This is a genomic window from Rhodoplanes azumiensis (genome assembly GCF_042682915.1).
Taxonomy (GTDB): domain Bacteria; phylum Pseudomonadota; class Alphaproteobacteria; order Rhizobiales; family Xanthobacteraceae; genus Rhodoplanes; species Rhodoplanes azumiensis.
On the sequence record NZ_JBHUIW010000005.1, the window covers coordinates 1 to 18,245 of the forward strand.

Consider the following 18,245-nt stretch of genomic DNA (forward strand, 5'->3'; position numbering starts at 1 on the left):
CGCGCCACCAACCGAGGCTCGCCGCATAAAGCACAATCCGTGCCGGACAGCCGTGGCACGAGGCCGGGCATGACGAGGTCGGAGCGTGATGGCCTACCCCCCCTCGATCTTCGAGAACCGCTCGAGAAACCGTCGCTCCGCCACGCCGGCCGGCCAGGGATGCAAGAAGTCCTGCTCGATCCGGGCGGGCAGGTCGGGCGGCGTGCCGAAAAACTTCCTCGCCTCCGCCACCGCGAAGCCGGCGAGGCGGGTCGCCTCGAGAAACGCGGCGCCGCGGTCGGCGTCCTTGACGATCTTCACGGTCTCGTCGGGCAGCGTCGGCGGCAGGCCGAAGCGCAGATGGATGGCGGCGAGAAGCCGGTGCTCGACGCTCTTGTAGGCGCCGCCCATCACGGCCTTGAACGGCGAGATCATGTCGCCGATCACGTATTCGGGCGCGTCGTGCAGCAGCAGCGCGAGGCCGAGCCGGCGGTCGAGCGCCCCGCAGCGCCGCCGCGCGATCTCCTCGACCAGCAGCGTGTGCTGCGCGACCGAGAAGATGTGGTCACCCGAGGTCTGGCCGTTCCAGCGGGCGACGCGAGCGAGCCCGTGGGCGATGTCCTCGATCTCGACGTCGAGCGGCGAAGGATCGAGCAGGTCGAGCCGCCGACCCGACAACATGCGCTGCCAGGCGCGGGGCGCCTCGGCCTCCGCGGCCGGCGCGGGCTTGGGAGCAGGCTTGGTCTTGGCCGGCATGATCAGACCTTTTTCGTCCGCGCCGACGGCGCAGCCGTCACGGCCTTGGTCTTCGCGGCCTTCGACGTTAGGGCCTTGGACGTCAGGGCCTTCGACGTTAGGCCCTTCGCCTTGGGCGAGCGCGGGACGCCGCCGGCCAGCGCGGCGTGGCGGTGGCAGGTCACGAGATGGTCGTTGACCATGCCGACCGCCTGCATGAAGGCGTAGACGATGGTCGGCCCGCAGAACTTGAAGCCTCGTCCGGAAAGCTCCTTCGACATGGCGCGCGAAACCGGCGTCTCGGCCGGCACCTCGGCGCTGGAGCGGAAGCGGTTGACGATCGGGGCGCCGTCGACGAAGCCCCACAGCAGCGCCGCGAAGCCCGGGCCTTTCTCCATCGCGTCCAGATAGGCGCGGGCCGAGAGCGTCGCGCCTTCGATCTTGGCGCGGTTGCGCACGATGCCGGCGTCCTGCATCAGCGCCGCCTGCTTGGCCGCGTCGTAGCGGGCGATCTTCTCCGGATCGAAGCCGTCGAAGGCGGCGCGGAAATTCTCGCGCTTGCGCAGGATCGTGATCCAGGAGAGGCCGGCCTGGAAGCCGTCCAGCACCAGCTTCTCGAAGAGGGCGCGGTCGTCCCACTCGGGCACGCCCCATTCGGTGTCGTGATAGGCGAGGTAGAGCGGATCCTGGCCCGGCCAGGTGCAGCGCTTCAGCCCGTCGGCATGCACGACCGAACTCACGACACGCGCCTCGTCACGCCGGCACCGCCTCGCCAGGCCACGCGAAGGTCGCCCAGGCGGGCTTCACCGGGACGAGCGCGATGCCGCCGGCGACGAGCGGCGCGCCGGCGGCGAGCGCGTCGGCGACGCGGTCGAGCCGCAGCAGCGCGAGGCCGCGGCCCTCCACGCCCGAGCCCATGGTGCCAACCGCGATCTCGCCGGCCGTCACGGGCGCGCCGGGCGGCGGCGGGAAGCCCTCGACCGTGACCGGCACGACGCGGGTGCGCGCGGTGCCGCGATGCTGCATGCGCGACACCACCTCCTGGCCGACATAGCAACCCTTCTTGAAGTCGACGCCGGCGAGCTGATCCATGTCGGTCTCGTGCGGAAAGGCGTCGCCATAGGCGAAGTCGACGCCGCCGCGCGGCACGCCGAGCGCGATGCGATGCGCCTCGTAGGCCTCGGGCGCGACCAGCGCGGCGCCGAGCCGGCCGGCCACCGCGGCCGCCGTGCCGGCCGGGACGATCGCGCGGAGCCCCAGCCCCGGCAGGCGCGGATCGCGCAGCACGAGCCCGTCGACGAACGCCGTGTCGAGCGAATCGACGCCGTCGCCCCACAGCGCCAGCAGGAGAAGCGCGGCCGAGCGGTCCTCGACCGTCACCTTGGCGCGCAGCTTGTACATCTTGAGCTTGGCGAGCAGACCGTCGACCAGCGCGGACGGCACGTCGAGCAGGAACCCGCCGCCGTCGGTGGCCGCGATCTCGGCGACGATGAAGTCGGCGACGATCTTGCCCTGCGGGGTGAGCAGCGCGGCGAAGCGCGGATGCGCCGGCGACATGGTCGCGACGTTCGCGGTCACCAGGCCGTTGAGGAAGTGGCGGGCGTCGTCGCCGGAGACGAGGACGATGCCGCGATCGGCAAGGGGCGCAACCTGCATGATTCTGTTCGGACCAGGGTCGATCCGAAAGGTAGGGCGGCAGGCGCGGCGGCTCAAGGCCGGATTGCAGGCAGATGTCCGGTGAGCGCCCGGCGCCGTCGCGCACCGGGGCGGCGTCCGTCGACATGGCGCCTTTCGGCGCGGCGCCTTACTGGCGCGACAGCACGATGGAAAACTCGCCCGCCGCGATGCGCTTCGGCAGGCCCTCGGCGAAGCGGGCCGTCGCGTCCTCCCCATAGGTCGCGACCAGCTCGGTCAGGGCGCAGAACAGCGAGGCCTGCGCCAGGCAGTCGCCGTCGATGCCGTCCGCCCAAGCTTCCGCCCAAGCCTCCTTGATGTGACCGAGAGCCGCCCGCTTCTGCTCCTGATCCGAGTAGTGATCAGAAGCTTCTTCCATGCCCATCGACATTCTCGACCACCCGGTCCCCGGCCCCAGCCGTCAACGTTTCTTAAGGATGTCTTACCAGATGTCCGGCGCCCGACCAGCTGATCCTTTACGGAAGGTTAATGGGCAGAAAATCGGCGCGCGCCGTCTTGTTCCCCCCTCGCCGGCCGCTCACCACCCCCGCGACAGCCATGATGAAAACGTTTTCACCAAAGCGGGGCGGACGGACGACCGGGGAGGCAATTCGAGGATCCTTACGCGGAGTGCGGAGTGCAGAGTGCAGAGTGCGGAGTGCGGAGTGCGGAGTGCGGAGTGCGGAGTGCGGAGTGCAGTACCGGACAACCTTCCGATGCCGTCAACCGCGTCGCGCCAGACCAAGGTGAAAACGTTTTCACTGGGGCGGGGGGCAGCGGGCGGCCGGGAGCCCAGTCGGCGGCCGCCCTCGCGGGCTCGGCGCTCCGCGCGCGGTGCTCGTTGCGCACCGCGCCCGGCCCTGCGGTGCCGCCGCTCGTCCTGCACCGCGACTGTCGGTGAAAACATTTTCACCATGGCGAGGCGAGAGACCGGAGGACAACGGGCGGCCGGGCGCTCGGCCCGAAGCGCCTTGGCGTCCCGCGCGGCGGCGTCAGTTGGCGTAGCGGGCCGTCACCTCGCGGGCGATCTTGGTGCCCTCCTGGAGGTACTTTCGAATCGCCGCGTCGGCCGCCGGCGTGCACGTGCGGTAGCTCTGCTGGTAGAGACGGTAGCCGCGGTTGAAGCTGGCGATCATCTGGGCGCGGCGGGCGCCGGTCGGCGCCTCCGCATCGACGAGCTGCTGCATCTCGTTGCGCCATTTCTGGCCCTCGGCGGCGCCGCACACCTCGCGCAGGTAATGCAGCGCGCCGAGGATTTCCGACAGGCGCCGCAGGTCGCCGTCGAACGGAATCGTCTGCTGGGCCGCGGCCGGAGCCGCGGGCAGGAGCGACAGGACGACCAGGAGCGCACAGGCGAAACGGGAAAAAGCGCGGTTCATGCGGGGTGTTCACGGGTCTCGACGCCCCTATCTGCGACGCAATCGCGTCGGCGGCAAGGCGTCTCCTACCCCTCCCCCACGATCCCGTGCGCCGCCGCGACGATCTCGGCCAGGCCTTCGGTCGTGTCGAGGCCCGCGACGGCGGCCGGATCGTGCCAGGCGAAGGCTGCGAGCTCGGCGTCGAGCACCGGCTCGCCGGCGACCCAGCAGGCCGCGAAGGACAGCACCACGAAATGCCGCTCGGCCCGCCCCGCGGCGTCGCGGACGATCACCTCGCGGTGGCCGGCGAGCGCGATCGGCGCGATCTCCAGCGCGGTCTCCTCCCGCAGCTCCCGCACCAGGGCCTCGTGAAGGGTCTCGCCGGCCTCGACGACGCCGCCCGGCAGGGTCCAGGGCCCCGCCGAGGGCGCCCGGGCGCGGCGGACCAGCAACACCTGCCCGGCCCGGAACACCGCGGCGCTGACGGCCAGGAACGGACGGGGGGGATAGCGCCGATCGTCGCTCACGGGCGCTCCCGCTCAGGCGCCGCGCTGGAACACGGCGTCGACCATGTCCTGGCGCGCCGTCTCGTCCGACATCGCGGCCGGCATGATGTGCTCGCCGTTGATCACCGAGCCGGCCCGCGCGACCAGCGGCTTGAGCCAGCCCGACGATTCCGTCCCGAGCCGGGCCACCGCGGTCGGCGACAGGTTCTGGCGGAGCGCATCGAGCGTCGCCGCCAGGATCGCGTCCATGTGGTCGATCATGCCTTCCAGCTCGCGCCGCGAGTTCGGCTCGGCGATTTCGTAGGCGACGCGCGCGAGATCCTTGTCCTTGAAGTGCGACTTCTCGAAATAGGCGTCGTAGCCGCGCGGTTCCCAGCCGAGGATGTCGGCGGCGAACTCCGGACACGACTCGAGCATCTCGAGCAGCATGATGACTTCGTTGTAGTGGTTGAGATAATCGGTCGCGAGGCGGGTGAGCGGATTGATGTTCGCCTTGGCCAGCACCGCGGGGTTCTGGGCCTGCGCGCGCAGCTCGTCCAAGGATAGTTTTGGTTGTTGACTCATGGACCGAACGGCTTGCGCGCTTTTCAGAAAACTCTCGGGGCGGCGGGTTAAGGGCGCATTAAAGGTTGCACATCTGAACGCCACCGGAGAGGCAATCCACGAATGTGTGGTCGCTACGCCATCACCTCCTCGCCCGAAGCGATTAGGGCGCTATTTCGTTATGGCGAGGTGCCGAACTTCCCGCCTCGCTTCAACGTCGCGCCGACCCAGCCGGTGCCGGCGGTGCGACTCGCCGAGGGCGCCCGCTCCTTCGCGCTGCTGCGCTGGGGCCTGATCCCAGCCTGGGTGAAGGATCCGCGAACCTTCCCGCTGCTCATCAACGCGCGGGGCGAATCGGTCCGCGACAAGCCGGCCTTCCGCAACGCCATGAAGCGGCGGCGCTGCCTCCTGCCGGCCGACGGCTTCTTCGAGTGGCAGGCGACCGGCGGACCGAAGCAGCCCTTCTACATCGCCCGGCGCGGCGGCGGCCCGATCGCCTTCGCCGGGCTGTGGGAGGCCTGGATGGGGCCGAACGGCGAGGAGCTGGAGACGGTGTGCATCGTCACCACCACGGCGAATCGCACGCTTCGCGCCATCCACGACCGCATGCCCGTGATCGTCGCCCCCGAGGCGTTCGACCTGTGGCTCGACCCGGCCGTCGACGCACCGACCGCCGCCGCCCTGATCGCGCCGGCCCCGGACGACCTGCTGGAGACGTGGCCGGTGTCGACCGCGGTCAACCGCACCGCGAACGATTCGCCCGACCTGATCGCGCCGCTCGCCGAGAAGTCGGCCGCCGCGGTGCCTGCGGTGCCCGCGCCGCGGCCCCGAGCGAAGCGCGCTGCCGGGGCCGCACCACGGCGGCCCCTCGCGTCGAAGCCCGACGGCGGCCAGGGCTCGCTGTTCTGACACCTGCGTCGCGGCACCGTCGCCGGTTGATGCGGCCCCGCACATCGACTATCCAGGCCGGCCCTTCGGCACCCGGATCCCTGCCCCATGTCACCATCGTCCTCGCGAGCACCGGCGTCGCGCCCCTCTGCGCCGCGCCCCTCTGCGCCGCGTTCTTCCGCGCCGGCCCCACGAGGATCGGCCCCGCGGACCCCGAACGGCCGCGCCTGCGGGCTCGACTTCGGCACCTCGAACTCGACGCTGGGGTTGGCGACCGCGGGCGCACCGGTGCTGCTCGCCCTCGACCACGGCAGCACGACGGTGCCGAGCGCCGTGTTCTTCGGGCTCGACCACGCCCACCACACGCTGATCGGCCGCGACGCCATCGCGGCCTATGTGGACGGCGTGCAGGGCCGCTTCATGCGGTCGCTGAAGTCGATCCTCGGCACCGCGTTGATCGACGAGAAGACCCAGCTCGCCCGCCGCCGCGTCGCCTTCCGCGACATCGTGCGCACCTATGTGGAGGCGCTGAAGCAGCGCGCCGAGGCGCAGTGCGGCGCCCCGCTCGACCGCGTCGTGCACGGCCGCCCGGTCCACTTCGTCGACGGCGACGACGCCGCCGATCGCCAGGCCGAGGCGACGCTCGCCGACATCGCCCGCGCGGCGGGATTTTCGGAGGTGTCGTTCCAGTACGAGCCGGTGGCGGCGGCGTTCGACTACGAGCGCGCCGTCGCGGCCGAGACCGTGGCGCTCGTCGCCGACATCGGCGGCGGCACCTCGGACTTTTCCGTCGTGCGGCTCGGGCCGCAGCGGCGCGACCGCGACGATCGCAAGGGCGACATCCTGGCGAGCGGCGGCACGCGGCTCGGCGGCACCGATTACGACCGCGCCCTGTCGCTCGCCGCCGTGATGCCGGCGCTCGGCTTCCGTTCGCTGATGAACCGCGGCGACGTCGAGGTGCCGTCCGGCCCCTATTTCGACCTCTCCACCTGGGCGACCGTCAACCGGCTCTACGACAAGGCCGTGCTGCCCGAGCTCAAGCTCGTGCGCCGCGAGGCGCGGGCGCCGCAGCTCCTCGGCCGGCTGATCCATCTGATCGAGATGCGGCGTGGCCATTCGGTGCTGATCGAAGTCGAGCGCGGCAAGATCGCGCTCAGCGACGCGGCCGCGACGACGATCCCGCTCGACTGGGTGGAGCCGGGTCTCGCCGTCCCCGCGACCCGGACGCAGTTCGACGACGCCACCGCGCCGCTCGCCGAGCGGCTGCGGACGACCGTCACCGCGACCATCGCGACCGCCGGCCTGACGCCGGGCAAGATCGAGGCGGTGTTCTTCACCGGCGGCGGCAGCCTGGTGCCGAGCGTGCGCGCCGCGGTGCGCGCCGTGCTACCCGAGGCCGCCGTGGTCGACGGCGACCGCTTCGGCGCCGTCGGCCTCGGCCTCACCATCGAGGCGCAGCGGCGCTACGGGTGAACGGGGTTCCACGGACGACGATCGACCGCGAGTTTGCGCACCGGCGAGGCACCCACCACCTGTCTCGGATCCGGGACGAGGAACGGCCGCGCCGAAAACGACGACGCGACCATCGGGTCGGAGCCTCATGACGCGCGCGCTCTATTTCGGCCTCGGCTGCCTGATGCTGGCGCTCGGCGCGATCGGCGCCGTGCTGCCGCTGATGCCGACGACCATCTTCCTGATCGCGGCCGCCTGGTGCTTCGCGCGCTCGTCGCCGCGGCTGGAGGCATGGCTGCTCGCGCATCCGCGCTTCGGACCGGCCCTGCGGGCCTGGCGCGACCAGCGGGCGATCTCGCGCGGCTCGAAGCTCCTCGCCTGCACCGGCATGGCGCTGGGCTTCGTGATCTTCTGGACGACGGCCTCGCCCGGGCCGCTCGTCGCGATCCCGGTCGCGGCGGCCCTCGTCGTCTGCGCCGCCTATGTGGCGACACGCCCCGAGCCACGCGGGCAGGTGCGGCGCTGACCGGCGGCCGCGCCGCGACCCGCACTTTGCGACAGATCCGCCGTCACATGCCGGTGTCGAGCGGCGTGTCGATGGCGCCGCCGGCCGCGACCCAGTCCTTGAACGCGCCGAGGTTGAACACGCGCTCGTAGCCGAAGTCCTTCAGCACCTTGCCGGCGAGCGCCGAGCGGCCGCCCGAGGCGCAGTAGAGGATCACCGGCTTCGCCTTGTCGAAGGCCTTGTCGTGATAGGGCGACTCGGGATCGGCGCGGAACTCCAGCATGCCGCGCGACACATGCATGGCACCCGGCACCTTGCCGCTCGCGGCGAGCTCCGGCGCGTCGCGCACGTCGACGACCAGGACGGCGCCGTCCGCCATCATCCGTTTGGCCTCGTCGGGCGTGATCTTCGGCACCACGGCATTCGCCGCCGCCAGCATGTCCTTGACGCTTCCGGCCATTCTCGAACCTCGTTCGTCGGGTGAAGACATATTCGGCTCGGTCTAACTCTCTGCGGCCCGATCCGCAATGCGAAGACCGGTGCGGCGACCGGCGCGGCGGCCGTCCGGAGCACGTCGCGATCACGTCGGAGAGTCGAAATAGAGTCTTTTCCGTACAGGATTGCTCGGGTTAACGTTTCGGTCATGGCCACCGAGAAAGCCGAGACCGACCGCATCCCGATCACCCTGTCGCTGGCGACCATCGGCTACCTGGAGCGTCTGGTCCGGCAGGGCACCCACGGCACCAGCGTGCCGGGGGTCGCTCGCACGCTGATCGAGGAAGGCATCCGCAACGCCATCAAGGACGGGCTGCTGGCGATCCGCGACAACTCCCGCACCAACAACCACCACGACTGACCGAGGCATCGAACCGCGCCGCCGCGCCTGTTCCTCCCTCTCCCCGCATGCAGGGAGAAGTGTGCGAAACACACCGCGGCCGTGCCGGAATACCGGCCCGACCTCCTTTGCATGGAACGGGGATGACGGCGCGATGTTAACGGTTCGCCTGCGCCGGCCCGCGGATGGTTCCGCGCAGGCCCGGATCCCCGCGCACCGAGGCGATGGCTGCCCGTCGGCGACCACCGCCCTGCCGCGATGCGCAACAGGAGCGGACCATGACCGATCGACGACACGGGCCCCCGGGCGATCAGCACGGCGCCCGTCCGGCGCTGGGCGCCGACGAACGGACCCTGATCCGGGCGGCCGCCATCGACCTGATGATGCACCTCGCCCGCACCCTGCCACCGCGAGCGCGCCGCCCCCGCCAGGGAAGCGACACCGGCTCCCGGCCAGCCTGACCGTTCGCCCGGACGCGCCCTTCAGGCCGCCGCTTCGGCGAGCGCGGCCGGCAACTCGGCGGCAAGAATGTCCAGCTCTTCCGGCCGGCCACACCCGATCCTGATGCAGCGGTCGAGCGGCGCGACGCCCGGCATGCGGACGAACACGTCGCGCGCGACCAGTGCCTGCAGGACGCGGCGCGCATAGGCCCCGTCACGGCCGCAGTCGACGGCGACGAAGTTGGTCGCCGAGGGGAGCACCGCGAGCCCGTTCGCGTGCGCGATCGCGCCGATCCGGGTGCGCGCCTTCACCACCTCGCGGCGCACCCGCACGACGTGGTCGGCATCCCGGATCGCCGCCAGCGCCCCGGCCTGGCTGATCCGACTGATGCCGAAATGGTTGCGGACCTTGTCGAAGCTGCGAATCAGCGGTGCCGCCCCGATGGCGTAGCCGACCCTTATGCCGGCGAGCCCGTGCGCCTTGGAGAAGGTGCGCAGACGCAGCACCCGCGGGTCGGCGGGATCGAGCGCGGGCGAGACGCCGTCGGGCGCGAACTCCGCATAGGCCTCGTCGAGCAGCAGCAGCGCGCCGTCCGGCACGGCCTCGACCATGCGGCGGATGTCGGCGGCCGGCCACCAGGTGCCCATCGGGTTGTCGGGATTGGCGATGTAGACGAGCGCGGCGCCCTCGCAGCGCGCCGCATCGACGAGCGCCTCCGGATCCTCGCGGTCGTCGCGATACGGCACGGTGACGAGGTGCCCGCCGAACCCCGCGACATGGAAGTTGAAGGTCGGATAGGCGCCGAGCGACGAGACGACCGGCTGGCCCGGCGCGATCAGCATGCGCACGACGAGACCGAGGATCCCGTCGATCCCCTCACCGACATGGACGTGCTCGGGCGCGACGCCGTGGGCGGCGGCGATCGCCTGCTTCAGGTCGTGGTTCTCGGGGTCGCAGTATTTCCACGCCTCGGCCGCGGCGGCCCGCATGGCGGCGACGGCGGACGGCGACGGCCCGAACGCGTTCTCGTTCGCCCCGATGCGGGCGCGGAAGACCTTGCCGCGGGCGCGCTCCTGCGTCTCCGGGCCGACGAACGGCACGGTGGCGGGTAGGCTGTCGACGAGGTCGGTGAAGCGGGCGGCGGTGAAGCGGTCGGGCATGGTCTCGGCCGTGGCGGAGCGGCGGGGGCGACGTTGTGTGCCGCCGCCGCCGCGACGTGGCAATCACTTTGTAAGGCAGCGCGTCAATCGAGGCTCACCGGCAGCACGGTCTCGCCGCGGGCCTTGAGCACCCGAACGAAGCTGCGCACCACGGCCGCGTTGCCGCTGCGCCGCGACGCGGCGGCCAGCTCGGCGAACACCTCGCAGTCGGCGAGCGGGCGGTAGACCACGTCGGGCAGCCGCAGGCGCTGCAACGACGACGGCACGGCCGCCACGGCGAGCCCGACGCCGACGAGATTCAGCACCGAGATGAAGTCGCGCACGTGATGGGCGATGCGGGGCGAGAAGCCACCGGCCTTGCCGATCGCCAGCGTGTGGCCGACGAAGCCCCCGCGCTCGTCGGCCTGCGGCACCGCGAAGGCCTCGCCGGCGAGCCGCGCCGCCGGGATCGCGCCGTGCAACGCGGCGAGCGGGTGATCGGCGCGCAGCGCGACCAGCACCGGCTCGCGCAGCTGCGGCAGCACCGCGAGGCTCGCCGGATAGTCGGGTCGCGGGCGCAGGAAGCCGACGTCGATGCGGCCTTCGGCGAGGGCCTCGAGCTGGCGCCAGCTCTCCATCTCGGTGAGCGAGACGGTGACGCCCGGCCGCGCGCGGCGGAAGTCGAACACGGCGGACGGCAACAGCCCCGACCAGGTGGCGGAAGCGACGTAGCCGATCTCGAGCCGGCCGCGCTCGCCGCGCTCCGCCTGGCGGACGACGAGCTCGGCGCGCTCGAATTGCGCGAGGGCGGCGCGTGCCTCGTCGAGGAACAGCGCGCCGGCCGGCGTGAGGCGGATCGGGGCGCGCTTGTGGCGCTCGATCAGCCGCACGCCGAGCTCCGCCTCGAGCCCGGCGATCTGCCGGCTGACCACCGACTGGGCGAGCCGCAGCCGCTCGGCGGCGCGGCCGAAATGCAGGTTCTCGGCGACCTCGACGAAGCAGCGGACGGATTTGAGGTCCATGAACGCACCGACTTCATACGTGACGCCGTCGTTCCGGGGCGGCGCGCCGGATCCCGGGCTTGCCCGCAATCCGTCTTGTCGAGTGCCGAAGTCGGCCGAAGCCGACTTCGGTGCGCCGAGCCCGGAACCCATACGCCCTGTCCACCGCGAGCCACTCGGATCGGGGTAATGGATTCCGGGTTCGCGAGCCTTCGGCTCTCGCCCCGGAATGGCGAGCCGATGTCTTTTAATCCATTTCTGCGATTATAAAAATGCAACTGAGCATTGGACCTGCCGCCGGCTCCGGGCGCATGGTGCATCGCACCATCGACCCGACGTCGCGCGCCGCACGCGCGACCACCCCCGCGAGCACGTCTCGAAAATGCTCTCCCTCTCGGTCGCCCAGCTCGCCGCCCTCGTCGCCACCCTCGCGCTCGTCGTCGTGTTCGGCGCCTGGTCGTCCCGGAACGTGCGGTCCGCGCAAGCCTACAGCCTGAACGGCCGCTCGGCCGGCGCGATCCTGATCGCCGGCAGCATCTCGGGGACGGCGATCGGGGGCGCCTCGACGGTCGGCACCGCCCAGATGGCGGCCGCAGTCGGGCTGTCGGGCTGGTGGTTCACGCTCGGCACCGGCCTCGCGCTGCTGGTACTCGCCGTCTTCTACGCCCGCCCGCTGCGGCGGAGCGGGCTCGAGACCATCCCGCAATATCTGACGATCCCCTACGGCCGCTCGGCCGGGCCGCTGACCAGTCTCGTCTCGTCGCTCGGCATCCTGTTCAGCGCGGTGGCAAGCGCGCTGGCCGGCATCCACCTGATGGTCGCGATGGTCGGGTTTTCGCCGTGGCTCTCGGCCGTGGTGCTGGTGCTGCTCGTCGTCGCCTACGGGATGTTCGGCGGCCTGAAGGGGGCGGGCGTCTCCGGTATCGTCAAGATGGGCGTGCTGTGGCTGTCGCTGATGATCGCCGGCGGCTACGCCACCGTGTCGCTCTGGCAGATGCCCGACTTCGACGCGGTCTTTCCGGCCGTCCCGTGGTTCAGCCTGTGGGGCCGCGGCACCGGCGAGACGCTGTACAACCTGATGTCGCTGATCATCGGCGTGGTCTGCACCCAGACCTACGTGCAGGCGATCTACGCGGCCTCCGACACCCGCGTCGCCGCGATCGGCGCGGCGACGGCGGCGCTGATCACCATCCCGATCGGCCTGCCCTCGATCGCGATCGGCATGCTGATGCACGCCAAGCATCCGGAGCTCGCGCCGGTGCTCGCGCTGCCCGTCTATCTGATCCGCTACGTGCCGGGCTGGATCGGCGGCATCGGGCTCGCCGGGATCCTGATCTCGGTGGTCGGCTCGATCGCAGGACTCGCGCTCGGCATCGGCACCATGATGGCCAACGACATCGGCCGCGGCCTGCTCGGCGTGCGCGACGACGCGCGGCTCCTGACCATCAACCGCGCCTGCGTCCTGGGCGTCACCGTGCTGTCGATGCTGATCGCGCTGTCGGCGCTCGACTCCTATGTGCTCGACTGGAACTACATGTCGATGGCGCTGCGCGGCGCCGCCGTGTTCCTGCCGCTGTCGCTCGCCGTGTTCTGCCCGGGCCGGCTGCCGGCGGCGTGGGCGATCGCCTCGATCGTCGGCAGCACGGCCGCGGCCGTGCTGGTCCGCCTCGTGCTGCCGCTGCCGATCAACCCGCTGATGACCGGCCTCGCGGTGAGCGCCGGCGTGGTCGGGCTCGGCGTCCTGCGCGCCGCCGCGACCAACCGTCGCGACACCCCCTCGGCCTGATCACGCGCGCCCCGCAGGGTTTTCGCACTGCGGCGAAACTGAAGGAAAAGCAGGCAAAGATCCGTCGGAAGCGCTTCGAAAAAGCGCGACGGTGCGGTGCGGTCTCGCCGTTTTGCCGGTCGACACGTCCAAACAATATGCAAGAATGCCACGGCGCTGCCTGCGTTTCGACCTTGCGCGGGAACGAGGAGTTGATACCGTTAGTGTGCTAACGAATTCGCGGTCCTCGCGGACGACGAGCCAGGCCGACGGCGCACTCTCCCCCGACGCATCCGCGTCGACGCCGACGACCCGTCGCCCGGGCCGTCGGAGCCGGTCTTGTCGAGCGAAGAGAGGGATCATCGCCGTGTCGAAAACCGTATCGCGCCGTCACGTCCTGGCCGCCGCCTTCGCGCTGGCGATGCCCGGGCAGCTCCTCGCCGCCGACATCAAGATCGGCGAGATCAACAGCTATTCCGGCCTTCCCGCCTTCACCGAGCCCTACCGCAAGGGCTGGCAGCTCGCCGTCGAGGAGATCAACGCCAAGGGCGGCATCAACGGCAACAAGCTCGTCGTGATCTCCAAGGACGACGCCGGCAAGCCGGCCGACGCCGTGACGGCGGCCAACGAGCTGGTCTCCAAGGAAGGCGTGGTGATGCTGACCGGCGCCTTCTTCTCGCATATCGGCCTCGCCATCGCCGACTTCGCGGCGCAGAAGAAGATCTACTATCTGGCCGGCGAGCCGCTCACCGACGCGATCGTCTGGTCGAAGGGCAACCCCTACACGTTCCGCCTGCGGCCCTCGAACTACATGCAGGCCGCCATGCTGGCCGAGGAGGCCGCCAAGCTGCCGGCCAAGAAGTGGGCCACGGTGGCGCCGAACTACGAGTACGGCCAGTCGGCCGTCGCCGTGTTCAAGAAGCTCCTGTCGGAGAAGCGCCCGGACATCGAGTGGGTCGGCGAGCAGTGGCCGCCGCAGGGCAAGATCGATGCCGGTGCCGTCGTCGAGGCGCTCGCCGCGACCAAGCCGGAGGCGATCCTCAACGTCACGTTCGGTCCCGACCTCGTGAAGTTCGTCCGCGAGGGTAACACCCGCGGCCTGTTCCAGGGCAAGACCGTGGTGTCGTTCCTGACCGGCGAGCCCGAGTACATCGACCCGCTGAAGACCGAGACGCCGGAAGGCTGGCTCGTCACCGGCTATCCCTGGTACGGCGTCGAGACGCCGGAGCATCAGGCGTTCCTCAAGGCCTACCAGGCGAAGTACAACGACTATCCGCGCCTCGGCTCGGTGGTCGGCTACGCGCTCATGTACTCGGCCGCCGAGGTGCTGAAGAAGGCGAACTCGACCGAGACCGACAAGCTGATCGCCGCCACCAAGGGCCTCGAGGTCGGCACCCCGTTCGGCAAGGTCAAGTTCCGCGACATCGATCACCAGTCGACGCTCGGCGCCTTCGTCGGCAAGACCGCCGTCAAGGACGGCAAGGGCATCATGGTCGACTACAGCTATCGCGACGGCGCCAAGTATCTGCCGAGCGACGACGAGGTGAAGAAGCTGCGCCCGCAGAACTGAGCGGACCGTCCCTCGCGGACGGCCCCGTCGGGAGCGCGCCGACCCGCGCTTCCGACGGCGAGATGGATGCCGGCGCCCGTTCCTGCCGCCGTGTCCCCTCGCCCGGAGCTCGTGCCGTGCGCTGGTGCCCTGCGCACTTGCGATACGCGCGAGCTCCGACTCTCCCCGCCGCAGGGGAGACCGATGCGTCCCACCCCCGTGTCGTGACTTTCGACGTCGAAACGACGGCCCCGCCGTCAGAGCCGCGCCTGCGTCGCGGAGCCTCGCCGACCTGGTCGGCCCCAACCCGATCGTGACCGCCGATGCAGCTCGTCTTCGTCCAGTTCATGACCGGCCTCGCCAGCGCGGCCTCGCTCTTCCTGGTCGCCTCCGGCCTGTCGATCATCTTCGGCGTCACCCGCATCGTGAACTTCGCCCACGGCGCGTTCTACATGCTGGGCGCCTACGTCGCCTACACGCTGACCGAACGCTTCGCCGGCGCCTACGGGTTCTGGCTGTCGCTGCTCGCCGCCGCCGCGGTCGTCGCGGTGCTGGGCGCGCTGCTCGAGATGACGCTGCTGCGGCGCATCTATCACGCGCCCGAGCTGTTCCAGCTCCTCGCCACCTTCGGCGTGACGCTGATGGTCGAGGATCTGGTGCTGGTGATCTGGGGCCCCGAGGATCTGGTCGGCCCGCGCGCCCCGGGTTTCGCCGGCGCCGTCGAGATGTTCGGCAAGCGAATCCCCTCCTACGACCTGTTCCTGATCGTGCTCGGCCCGCTGGTGCTCGCCGCGCTCTGGGTGCTGTTCCACCGCACCCGCTGGGGCGTGCTGGTGCGCGCCGCGACCCACGACCGCGCCATGGTGGCGGCGCTCGGCATCAACCAGAAATGGCTGTTCACCGGCGTGTTCGCGCTCGGCGTCTTCCTCGCCGCGCTCGGCGGCGCCCTGCAGATCCCGCGCGACGCCGTCAACCACTCGATGGATCTGCGCATCATCGTCGAGGCCTTCGTGGTGGTGGTGATCGGCGGGCTCGGCTCGACCACGGGCGCCTTCGTCGCCGCCATCATCGTCTCGCAGCTCAACGCCTTCGGCATCTTGGTCTTCCCGAAGATCTCGCTGGTCCTCGTCTTCGTCGTGATGGCGATCGTGCTGGTCGTGCGACCGTGGGGCCTGTTCGGCAAGATGCCGCCCCCCGCGCAGGCGGCGGTCGGTGCCACGGTGCGGCCGTGGCGGCCGCTCGGCCGCACGGAGCTGACGATCGCCGCGGCCTGCGTCCTGGTCGTCGCGCTTCAGCCGCTGTGGCTCTCCGACTACGCTCTCACGGTCGGCAGCGAGCTCCTGATCTTCACGCTGTTCGCGGCGAGCCTGCATCTCTTGATGACCGTCGGCGGCCTGGCCTCGTTCGGCCACGCCGCCTATTTCGGGCTCGGCTCCTATGGCGCCGCGTTCGCCGTGAAGGCCGCCGGGTTGCCGATGCTGCTCGCGATCTGCGCCGGCCCGGTGCTGGCCGCGGTCGGCGCCGCGATCGTCGGCTGGTTCGCCGTGTCGCTGACCGGCGTCTATTTCGCGATGCTGACGCTCGCCTTCTCGCAGATCGTCTGGTCGATCGCCTTCCAGTGGGTGTCGGTGACGGGCGGCGACAACGGGATTCTGGGGATCTGGCCGGCGCCCTTCGCGTCGACACCGGCGGCGTTCTTCTGGGTGACGCTCGCCTTCGTGGTGCCGGCGCTCGCCTTCCTGCAGATGGTGATCTTCTCGCCGTTCGGCTACGCGCTGCGGGCGACCCGCGACTCCGAGCTGCGCGCCGAGGCGATCGGCATCGACCGCAAGCGCATCCAGTGGGTCGCCTTCGTGATGGCGGGCGCCGCGGCCGGCCTCGGCGGCGCGCTGTTCGCCTTCCTGAAAGGCAGCGTCTTCCCCGACGTGATGGGCATCCCGACCTCGGTCGACGGCCTCGTGATGGTGCTGCTCGGCGGCATCGAGACGGTGCTCGGCCCGATCGTCGGCGCGCTGGTGTTCAAGGCGCTGTCGATCTGGCTGATGAGCCAGACCGACTATTCGAAGCTGGTGCTGGGCGCCGCCATCGTGTTCATCGTGCTCGCCTTCCCGAAGGGCATCGTCGGCACGCTCGGCGACTGGCGGGCGCGCTTCGAGGCCGGGCGCGCGGCCCGCCGCGCCGCCGCGTCGGCGCCCGCACCGTCCGACGCCGTGATCAAGGAGGCGCAGCCGTGACCCGCCTGCTCGAGGTCGAGAGCCTCTCGAAATCCTATGCCGGCGTGCAGGCCGTGCGCGACGTCTCCTTCGGCCTCGATCGCGGCGAGATCCTCGCGCTGATCGGTCCGAACGGCGCCGGCAAGAGCACCTGCTTCAACATGCTCAACGGCCAGATCCGCCCCGACGCCGGCACCATCCGAATCGACGGCGAGCCGACCGTCGGCAAGCCGCCGCGCGCCGTGTGGCGCATGGGCGTCGGCCGCACCTTCCAGATCACCGCGACCTTCGCATCGATGACGGTGCGCGAGAACGTGCAGGTCGCGCTGCTCTCCCACGCCCACGCGCTGCGCCGCTTCTGGGGCAGTGCCGCCAAGGACGCCGAAGAGGCGGACCGGCTGCTCGGGCTGGTCGGCATGGGCGCCTATGCGGAGCGCGCCGCCGCCGAGCTCGCCTATGGCGACCTCAAGCGGCTCGAGCTCGCGATCGCGCTCGCCAACCGGCCGAGGCTCCTGTTGATGGACGAGCCGACCGCCGGCATGGCGCCGAAGGAGCGCATCGAGTTGATGCGGCTCACCGCCGAGATCGCCCGGCGCGAGGGCATCGGCGTCCTGTTCACCGAGCACGACATGGACGTGGTGTTCGAGCACGCCGACCGTCTGATGGTGCTGTCGCGCGGCATGCTGATCGCCGAGGGACCGCCCGCGCAGGTGCGGCGCGACCCCGAGGTGCAGGCGATCTATCTCGGCGAGGGCCTCGTCTACGACGCCCGCCACCAGGACGGCGCGGCGGGCGCCGCCACATCGACCGGGGCGCACCGATGATCGAACGTCCGCACACGTCGCAGCTCGACGTCGTGAAGCTCAACGCCTTCTACGGCCAGGCCCACATCCTGTTCGACGTCGAGTTCTCGGTTCACACCGGTGAGGTCGTCGCGCTGCTCGGCCGCAACGGCGCCGGCAAGTCGACCACGTTCCTCTCCATCATGGGCATGGTGGCGCGCCGCACCGGCACGGTATGGTTCGACGCCGAGGAGGTGACGGCGCTGCCGACCTACGAGATCGCGCGGCGCGGGCTCGGCTTCGTGCCGGAGAACCGCCGCATCTTCTCCGATCTGACCGTCGAGGAGAACCTGATGGTCGGCCGCCAGAAGCCGCGCGAGGGTGCGCCGACCTGGGAGCCCGAGAAGCTCTACACGCTGTTCCCGAACCTCGCCGAGATGCGCAAGCGCCCGGGCGGCCGGATGAGCGGCGGCGAGCAGCAGATGCTCACCATCGCCCGCACCCTGATGGGCAACCCGTCGCTGGTGCTGCTCGACGAGCCGTCCGAAGGCCTCGCGCCGAAGATCGTCGAGCAGATGGCGAGCGCCATCCTGGCGATGAAGAAGGAAGGCTTGTCGATCCTGCTCTCCGAGCAGAACCTGCATTTCGCGCGGCTGATCTCCGATCGCGCCGTGATCATCGAAAAGGGCCGCGTGCAGTTCACCGGCACGCTCGCCGAACTCGAGGCGCGCCCCGATGTGCGCGATGCCTATCTGGCCGTGTGAGGACCGAGTCGCGAACCGTGTGGTTCGTGACCCTCTCCGGCAAACCCCGAGCCGTCATGCCCGGCCTTTGGCCTGGCATCCGCGATACTGCCGAACACCAGTCACGGACGTGGATG

At 70.7% G+C, this 18,245-nt stretch carries 20 protein-coding genes; 10 read left to right on the plus strand and 10 right to left on the minus strand.

Annotated features, from left to right (window positions below; genetic code table 11):
* Positions 1–93: 93 nt before the first annotated feature.
* The 7 genes from ACFSOX_RS06400 to ACFSOX_RS06430 all read right to left on the minus strand — a co-directional run bounded on the left by ACFSOX_RS06400 (position 94) and on the right by ACFSOX_RS06430 (position 4,792).
* Complete coding sequence (locus ACFSOX_RS06400; protein ID WP_378476966.1) at positions 94–735, minus strand: YfbR-like 5'-deoxynucleotidase; 642 nt, start codon at positions 733–735, stop codon at positions 94–96.
* Positions 736–737: 2 nt separating this feature from the next.
* Positions 738–1,454 (minus strand): DNA-3-methyladenine glycosylase I, encoded by a 717-nt coding sequence (locus ACFSOX_RS06405; protein WP_378476967.1) that lies wholly within the window; start codon positions 1,452–1,454, stop codon positions 738–740.
* 13 nt (positions 1,455–1,467) lie between these two features.
* Positions 1,468–2,370, minus strand: a complete 903-nt coding sequence (ygfZ, locus tag ACFSOX_RS06410) for a CAF17-like 4Fe-4S cluster assembly/insertion protein YgfZ (RefSeq protein WP_378476968.1) — start codon at positions 2,368–2,370, stop codon at positions 1,468–1,470.
* Between the two features lie 148 nt (positions 2,371–2,518).
* Complete coding sequence (locus ACFSOX_RS06415; protein WP_378476969.1) at positions 2,519–2,767, minus strand: hypothetical protein; 249 nt, start codon at positions 2,765–2,767, stop codon at positions 2,519–2,521.
* A 613-nt stretch (positions 2,768–3,380) separates the two neighbouring features.
* Positions 3,381–3,767, minus strand: a complete 387-nt coding sequence (locus ACFSOX_RS06420; RefSeq protein WP_378476970.1) for a TIGR02301 family protein — start codon at positions 3,765–3,767, stop codon at positions 3,381–3,383.
* 65 nt (positions 3,768–3,832) lie between these two features.
* Positions 3,833–4,273, minus strand: a complete 441-nt coding sequence (locus ACFSOX_RS06425) for an NUDIX hydrolase (RefSeq protein ID WP_378476971.1) — start codon at positions 4,271–4,273, stop codon at positions 3,833–3,835.
* Positions 4,274–4,285: 12 nt separating this feature from the next.
* Complete coding sequence (locus ACFSOX_RS06430; RefSeq protein ID WP_378476972.1) at positions 4,286–4,792, minus strand: hypothetical protein; 507 nt, start codon at positions 4,790–4,792, stop codon at positions 4,286–4,288.
* A gap of 126 nt (positions 4,793–4,918) precedes the next feature.
* Here ACFSOX_RS06430 and ACFSOX_RS06435 point away from each other — a divergent pair, with 126 nt between their 5' ends.
* The 3 genes from ACFSOX_RS06435 to ACFSOX_RS06445 all read left to right on the plus strand — a co-directional run bounded on the left by ACFSOX_RS06435 (position 4,919) and on the right by ACFSOX_RS06445 (position 7,661).
* On the plus strand, positions 4,919–5,704 hold the full coding sequence (locus tag ACFSOX_RS06435; protein WP_378476973.1) for an SOS response-associated peptidase: 786 nt from the start codon (positions 4,919–4,921) through the stop codon (positions 5,702–5,704).
* Between the two features lie 87 nt (positions 5,705–5,791).
* Positions 5,792–7,156, plus strand: coding sequence for an Hsp70 family protein (locus ACFSOX_RS06440; RefSeq protein WP_378476974.1), 1,365 nt, complete (start codon positions 5,792–5,794; stop codon positions 7,154–7,156).
* Between the two features lie 127 nt (positions 7,157–7,283).
* On the plus strand, positions 7,284–7,661 hold the full coding sequence (locus ACFSOX_RS06445) for a YbaN family protein (RefSeq protein WP_378476975.1): 378 nt from the start codon (positions 7,284–7,286) through the stop codon (positions 7,659–7,661).
* A gap of 43 nt (positions 7,662–7,704) precedes the next feature.
* Here ACFSOX_RS06445 and ACFSOX_RS06450 read toward each other — a convergent pair whose 3' ends face one another.
* The gene (locus tag ACFSOX_RS06450; RefSeq protein ID WP_378476976.1) at positions 7,705–8,100 is read right to left on the minus strand and encodes a rhodanese-like domain-containing protein; all 396 of its coding nucleotides are present in this window, start codon (positions 8,098–8,100) and stop codon (positions 7,705–7,707) included.
* A 183-nt stretch (positions 8,101–8,283) separates the two neighbouring features.
* Here ACFSOX_RS06450 and ACFSOX_RS06455 point away from each other — a divergent pair, with 183 nt between their 5' ends.
* Positions 8,284–8,496, plus strand: coding sequence for a hypothetical protein (locus ACFSOX_RS06455; protein ID WP_008385021.1), 213 nt, complete (start codon positions 8,284–8,286; stop codon positions 8,494–8,496).
* Positions 8,497–8,753: 257 nt separating this feature from the next.
* Positions 8,754–8,936, plus strand: coding sequence for a hypothetical protein (locus ACFSOX_RS06460; protein ID WP_378476977.1), 183 nt, complete (start codon positions 8,754–8,756; stop codon positions 8,934–8,936).
* 21 nt (positions 8,937–8,957) lie between these two features.
* On the opposite strand, the gene ACFSOX_RS06465 is transcribed toward ACFSOX_RS06460, so the two are convergent.
* Both ACFSOX_RS06465 and ACFSOX_RS06470 read right to left on the minus strand, forming a co-directional pair.
* On the minus strand, positions 8,958–10,076 hold the full coding sequence (locus ACFSOX_RS06465) for a pyridoxal phosphate-dependent aminotransferase (protein ID WP_378476978.1): 1,119 nt from the start codon (positions 10,074–10,076) through the stop codon (positions 8,958–8,960).
* An 83-nt stretch (positions 10,077–10,159) separates the two neighbouring features.
* The gene (locus ACFSOX_RS06470) at positions 10,160–11,077 is read right to left on the minus strand and encodes a LysR family transcriptional regulator (RefSeq protein WP_378476979.1); all 918 of its coding nucleotides are present in this window, start codon (positions 11,075–11,077) and stop codon (positions 10,160–10,162) included.
* 361 nt (positions 11,078–11,438) lie between these two features.
* On the opposite strand from ACFSOX_RS06470, the gene ACFSOX_RS06475 reads away from it, so the two are divergent.
* From ACFSOX_RS06475 to ACFSOX_RS06495, 5 genes are all read left to right on the plus strand, one after another.
* A complete protein-coding gene (locus ACFSOX_RS06475; RefSeq protein ID WP_378476980.1) occupies positions 11,439–12,842 on the plus strand; it encodes a sodium:solute symporter family protein in 1,404 nt (467 codons plus the stop codon).
* Between the two features lie 400 nt (positions 12,843–13,242).
* Positions 13,243–14,391 carry an ABC transporter substrate-binding protein gene (locus ACFSOX_RS06480; protein ID WP_201159684.1) on the plus strand — a complete coding sequence of 383 codons (1,149 nt, stop codon included), beginning with the start codon at positions 13,243–13,245 and terminating at the stop codon, positions 14,389–14,391.
* 302 nt (positions 14,392–14,693) lie between these two features.
* Positions 14,694–16,604: an ABC transporter permease gene (locus tag ACFSOX_RS06485; protein ID WP_378476981.1), complete on the plus strand. Its 1,911-nt coding sequence runs from the start codon at positions 14,694–14,696 to the stop codon at positions 16,602–16,604.
* On the plus strand, positions 16,601–17,407 hold the full coding sequence (locus ACFSOX_RS06490) for an ABC transporter ATP-binding protein (protein ID WP_378476982.1): 807 nt from the start codon (positions 16,601–16,603) through the stop codon (positions 17,405–17,407). The genes ACFSOX_RS06485 and ACFSOX_RS06490 overlap by 4 nt, the downstream gene beginning before the upstream one ends.
* Entirely contained in the window at positions 17,404–18,129 is a 726-nt protein-coding gene (locus ACFSOX_RS06495) for an ABC transporter ATP-binding protein (RefSeq protein ID WP_378476983.1), read from the plus strand. The genes ACFSOX_RS06490 and ACFSOX_RS06495 overlap by 4 nt, the downstream gene beginning before the upstream one ends.
* Positions 18,130–18,245 lie beyond the last annotated feature (116 nt).

Coding starts and splice junctions, on each gene's coding strand:
- ACFSOX_RS06415 (WP_378476969.1), bottom strand. CDS start 2,767: ATGGAAGAAGCTTCTGATCACTACTCGGATCAGGAGCAGAAGCGGGCG.
- ACFSOX_RS06450 (WP_378476976.1), bottom strand. CDS start 8,100: ATGGCCGGAAGCGTCAAGGACATGCTGGCGGCGGCGAATGCCGTGGTG.
- ACFSOX_RS06495 (WP_378476983.1), top strand. CDS start 17,404: ATGATCGAACGTCCGCACACGTCGCAGCTCGACGTCGTGAAGCTCAAC.
- ACFSOX_RS06465 (WP_378476978.1), bottom strand. CDS start 10,076: ATGCCCGACCGCTTCACCGCCGCCCGCTTCACCGACCTCGTCGACAGC.
- ACFSOX_RS06475 (WP_378476980.1), top strand. CDS start 11,439: ATGCTCTCCCTCTCGGTCGCCCAGCTCGCCGCCCTCGTCGCCACCCTC.
- ACFSOX_RS06400 (WP_378476966.1), bottom strand. CDS start 735: ATGCCGGCCAAGACCAAGCCTGCTCCCAAGCCCGCGCCGGCCGCGGAG.
- ACFSOX_RS06435 (WP_378476973.1), top strand. CDS start 4,919: ATGTGTGGTCGCTACGCCATCACCTCCTCGCCCGAAGCGATTAGGGCG.
- ACFSOX_RS06420 (WP_378476970.1), bottom strand. CDS start 3,767: ATGAACCGCGCTTTTTCCCGTTTCGCCTGTGCGCTCCTGGTCGTCCTG.
- ygfZ (WP_378476968.1), bottom strand. CDS start 2,370: ATGCAGGTTGCGCCCCTTGCCGATCGCGGCATCGTCCTCGTCTCCGGC.
- ACFSOX_RS06445 (WP_378476975.1), top strand. CDS start 7,284: ATGACGCGCGCGCTCTATTTCGGCCTCGGCTGCCTGATGCTGGCGCTC.
- ACFSOX_RS06460 (WP_378476977.1), top strand. CDS start 8,754: ATGACCGATCGACGACACGGGCCCCCGGGCGATCAGCACGGCGCCCGT.
- ACFSOX_RS06480 (WP_201159684.1), top strand. CDS start 13,243: ATGCCCGGGCAGCTCCTCGCCGCCGACATCAAGATCGGCGAGATCAAC.
- ACFSOX_RS06455 (WP_008385021.1), top strand. CDS start 8,284: ATGGCCACCGAGAAAGCCGAGACCGACCGCATCCCGATCACCCTGTCG.
- ACFSOX_RS06485 (WP_378476981.1), top strand. CDS start 14,694: ATGCAGCTCGTCTTCGTCCAGTTCATGACCGGCCTCGCCAGCGCGGCC.
- ACFSOX_RS06440 (WP_378476974.1), top strand. CDS start 5,792: ATGTCACCATCGTCCTCGCGAGCACCGGCGTCGCGCCCCTCTGCGCCG.
- ACFSOX_RS06470 (WP_378476979.1), bottom strand. CDS start 11,077: ATGGACCTCAAATCCGTCCGCTGCTTCGTCGAGGTCGCCGAGAACCTG.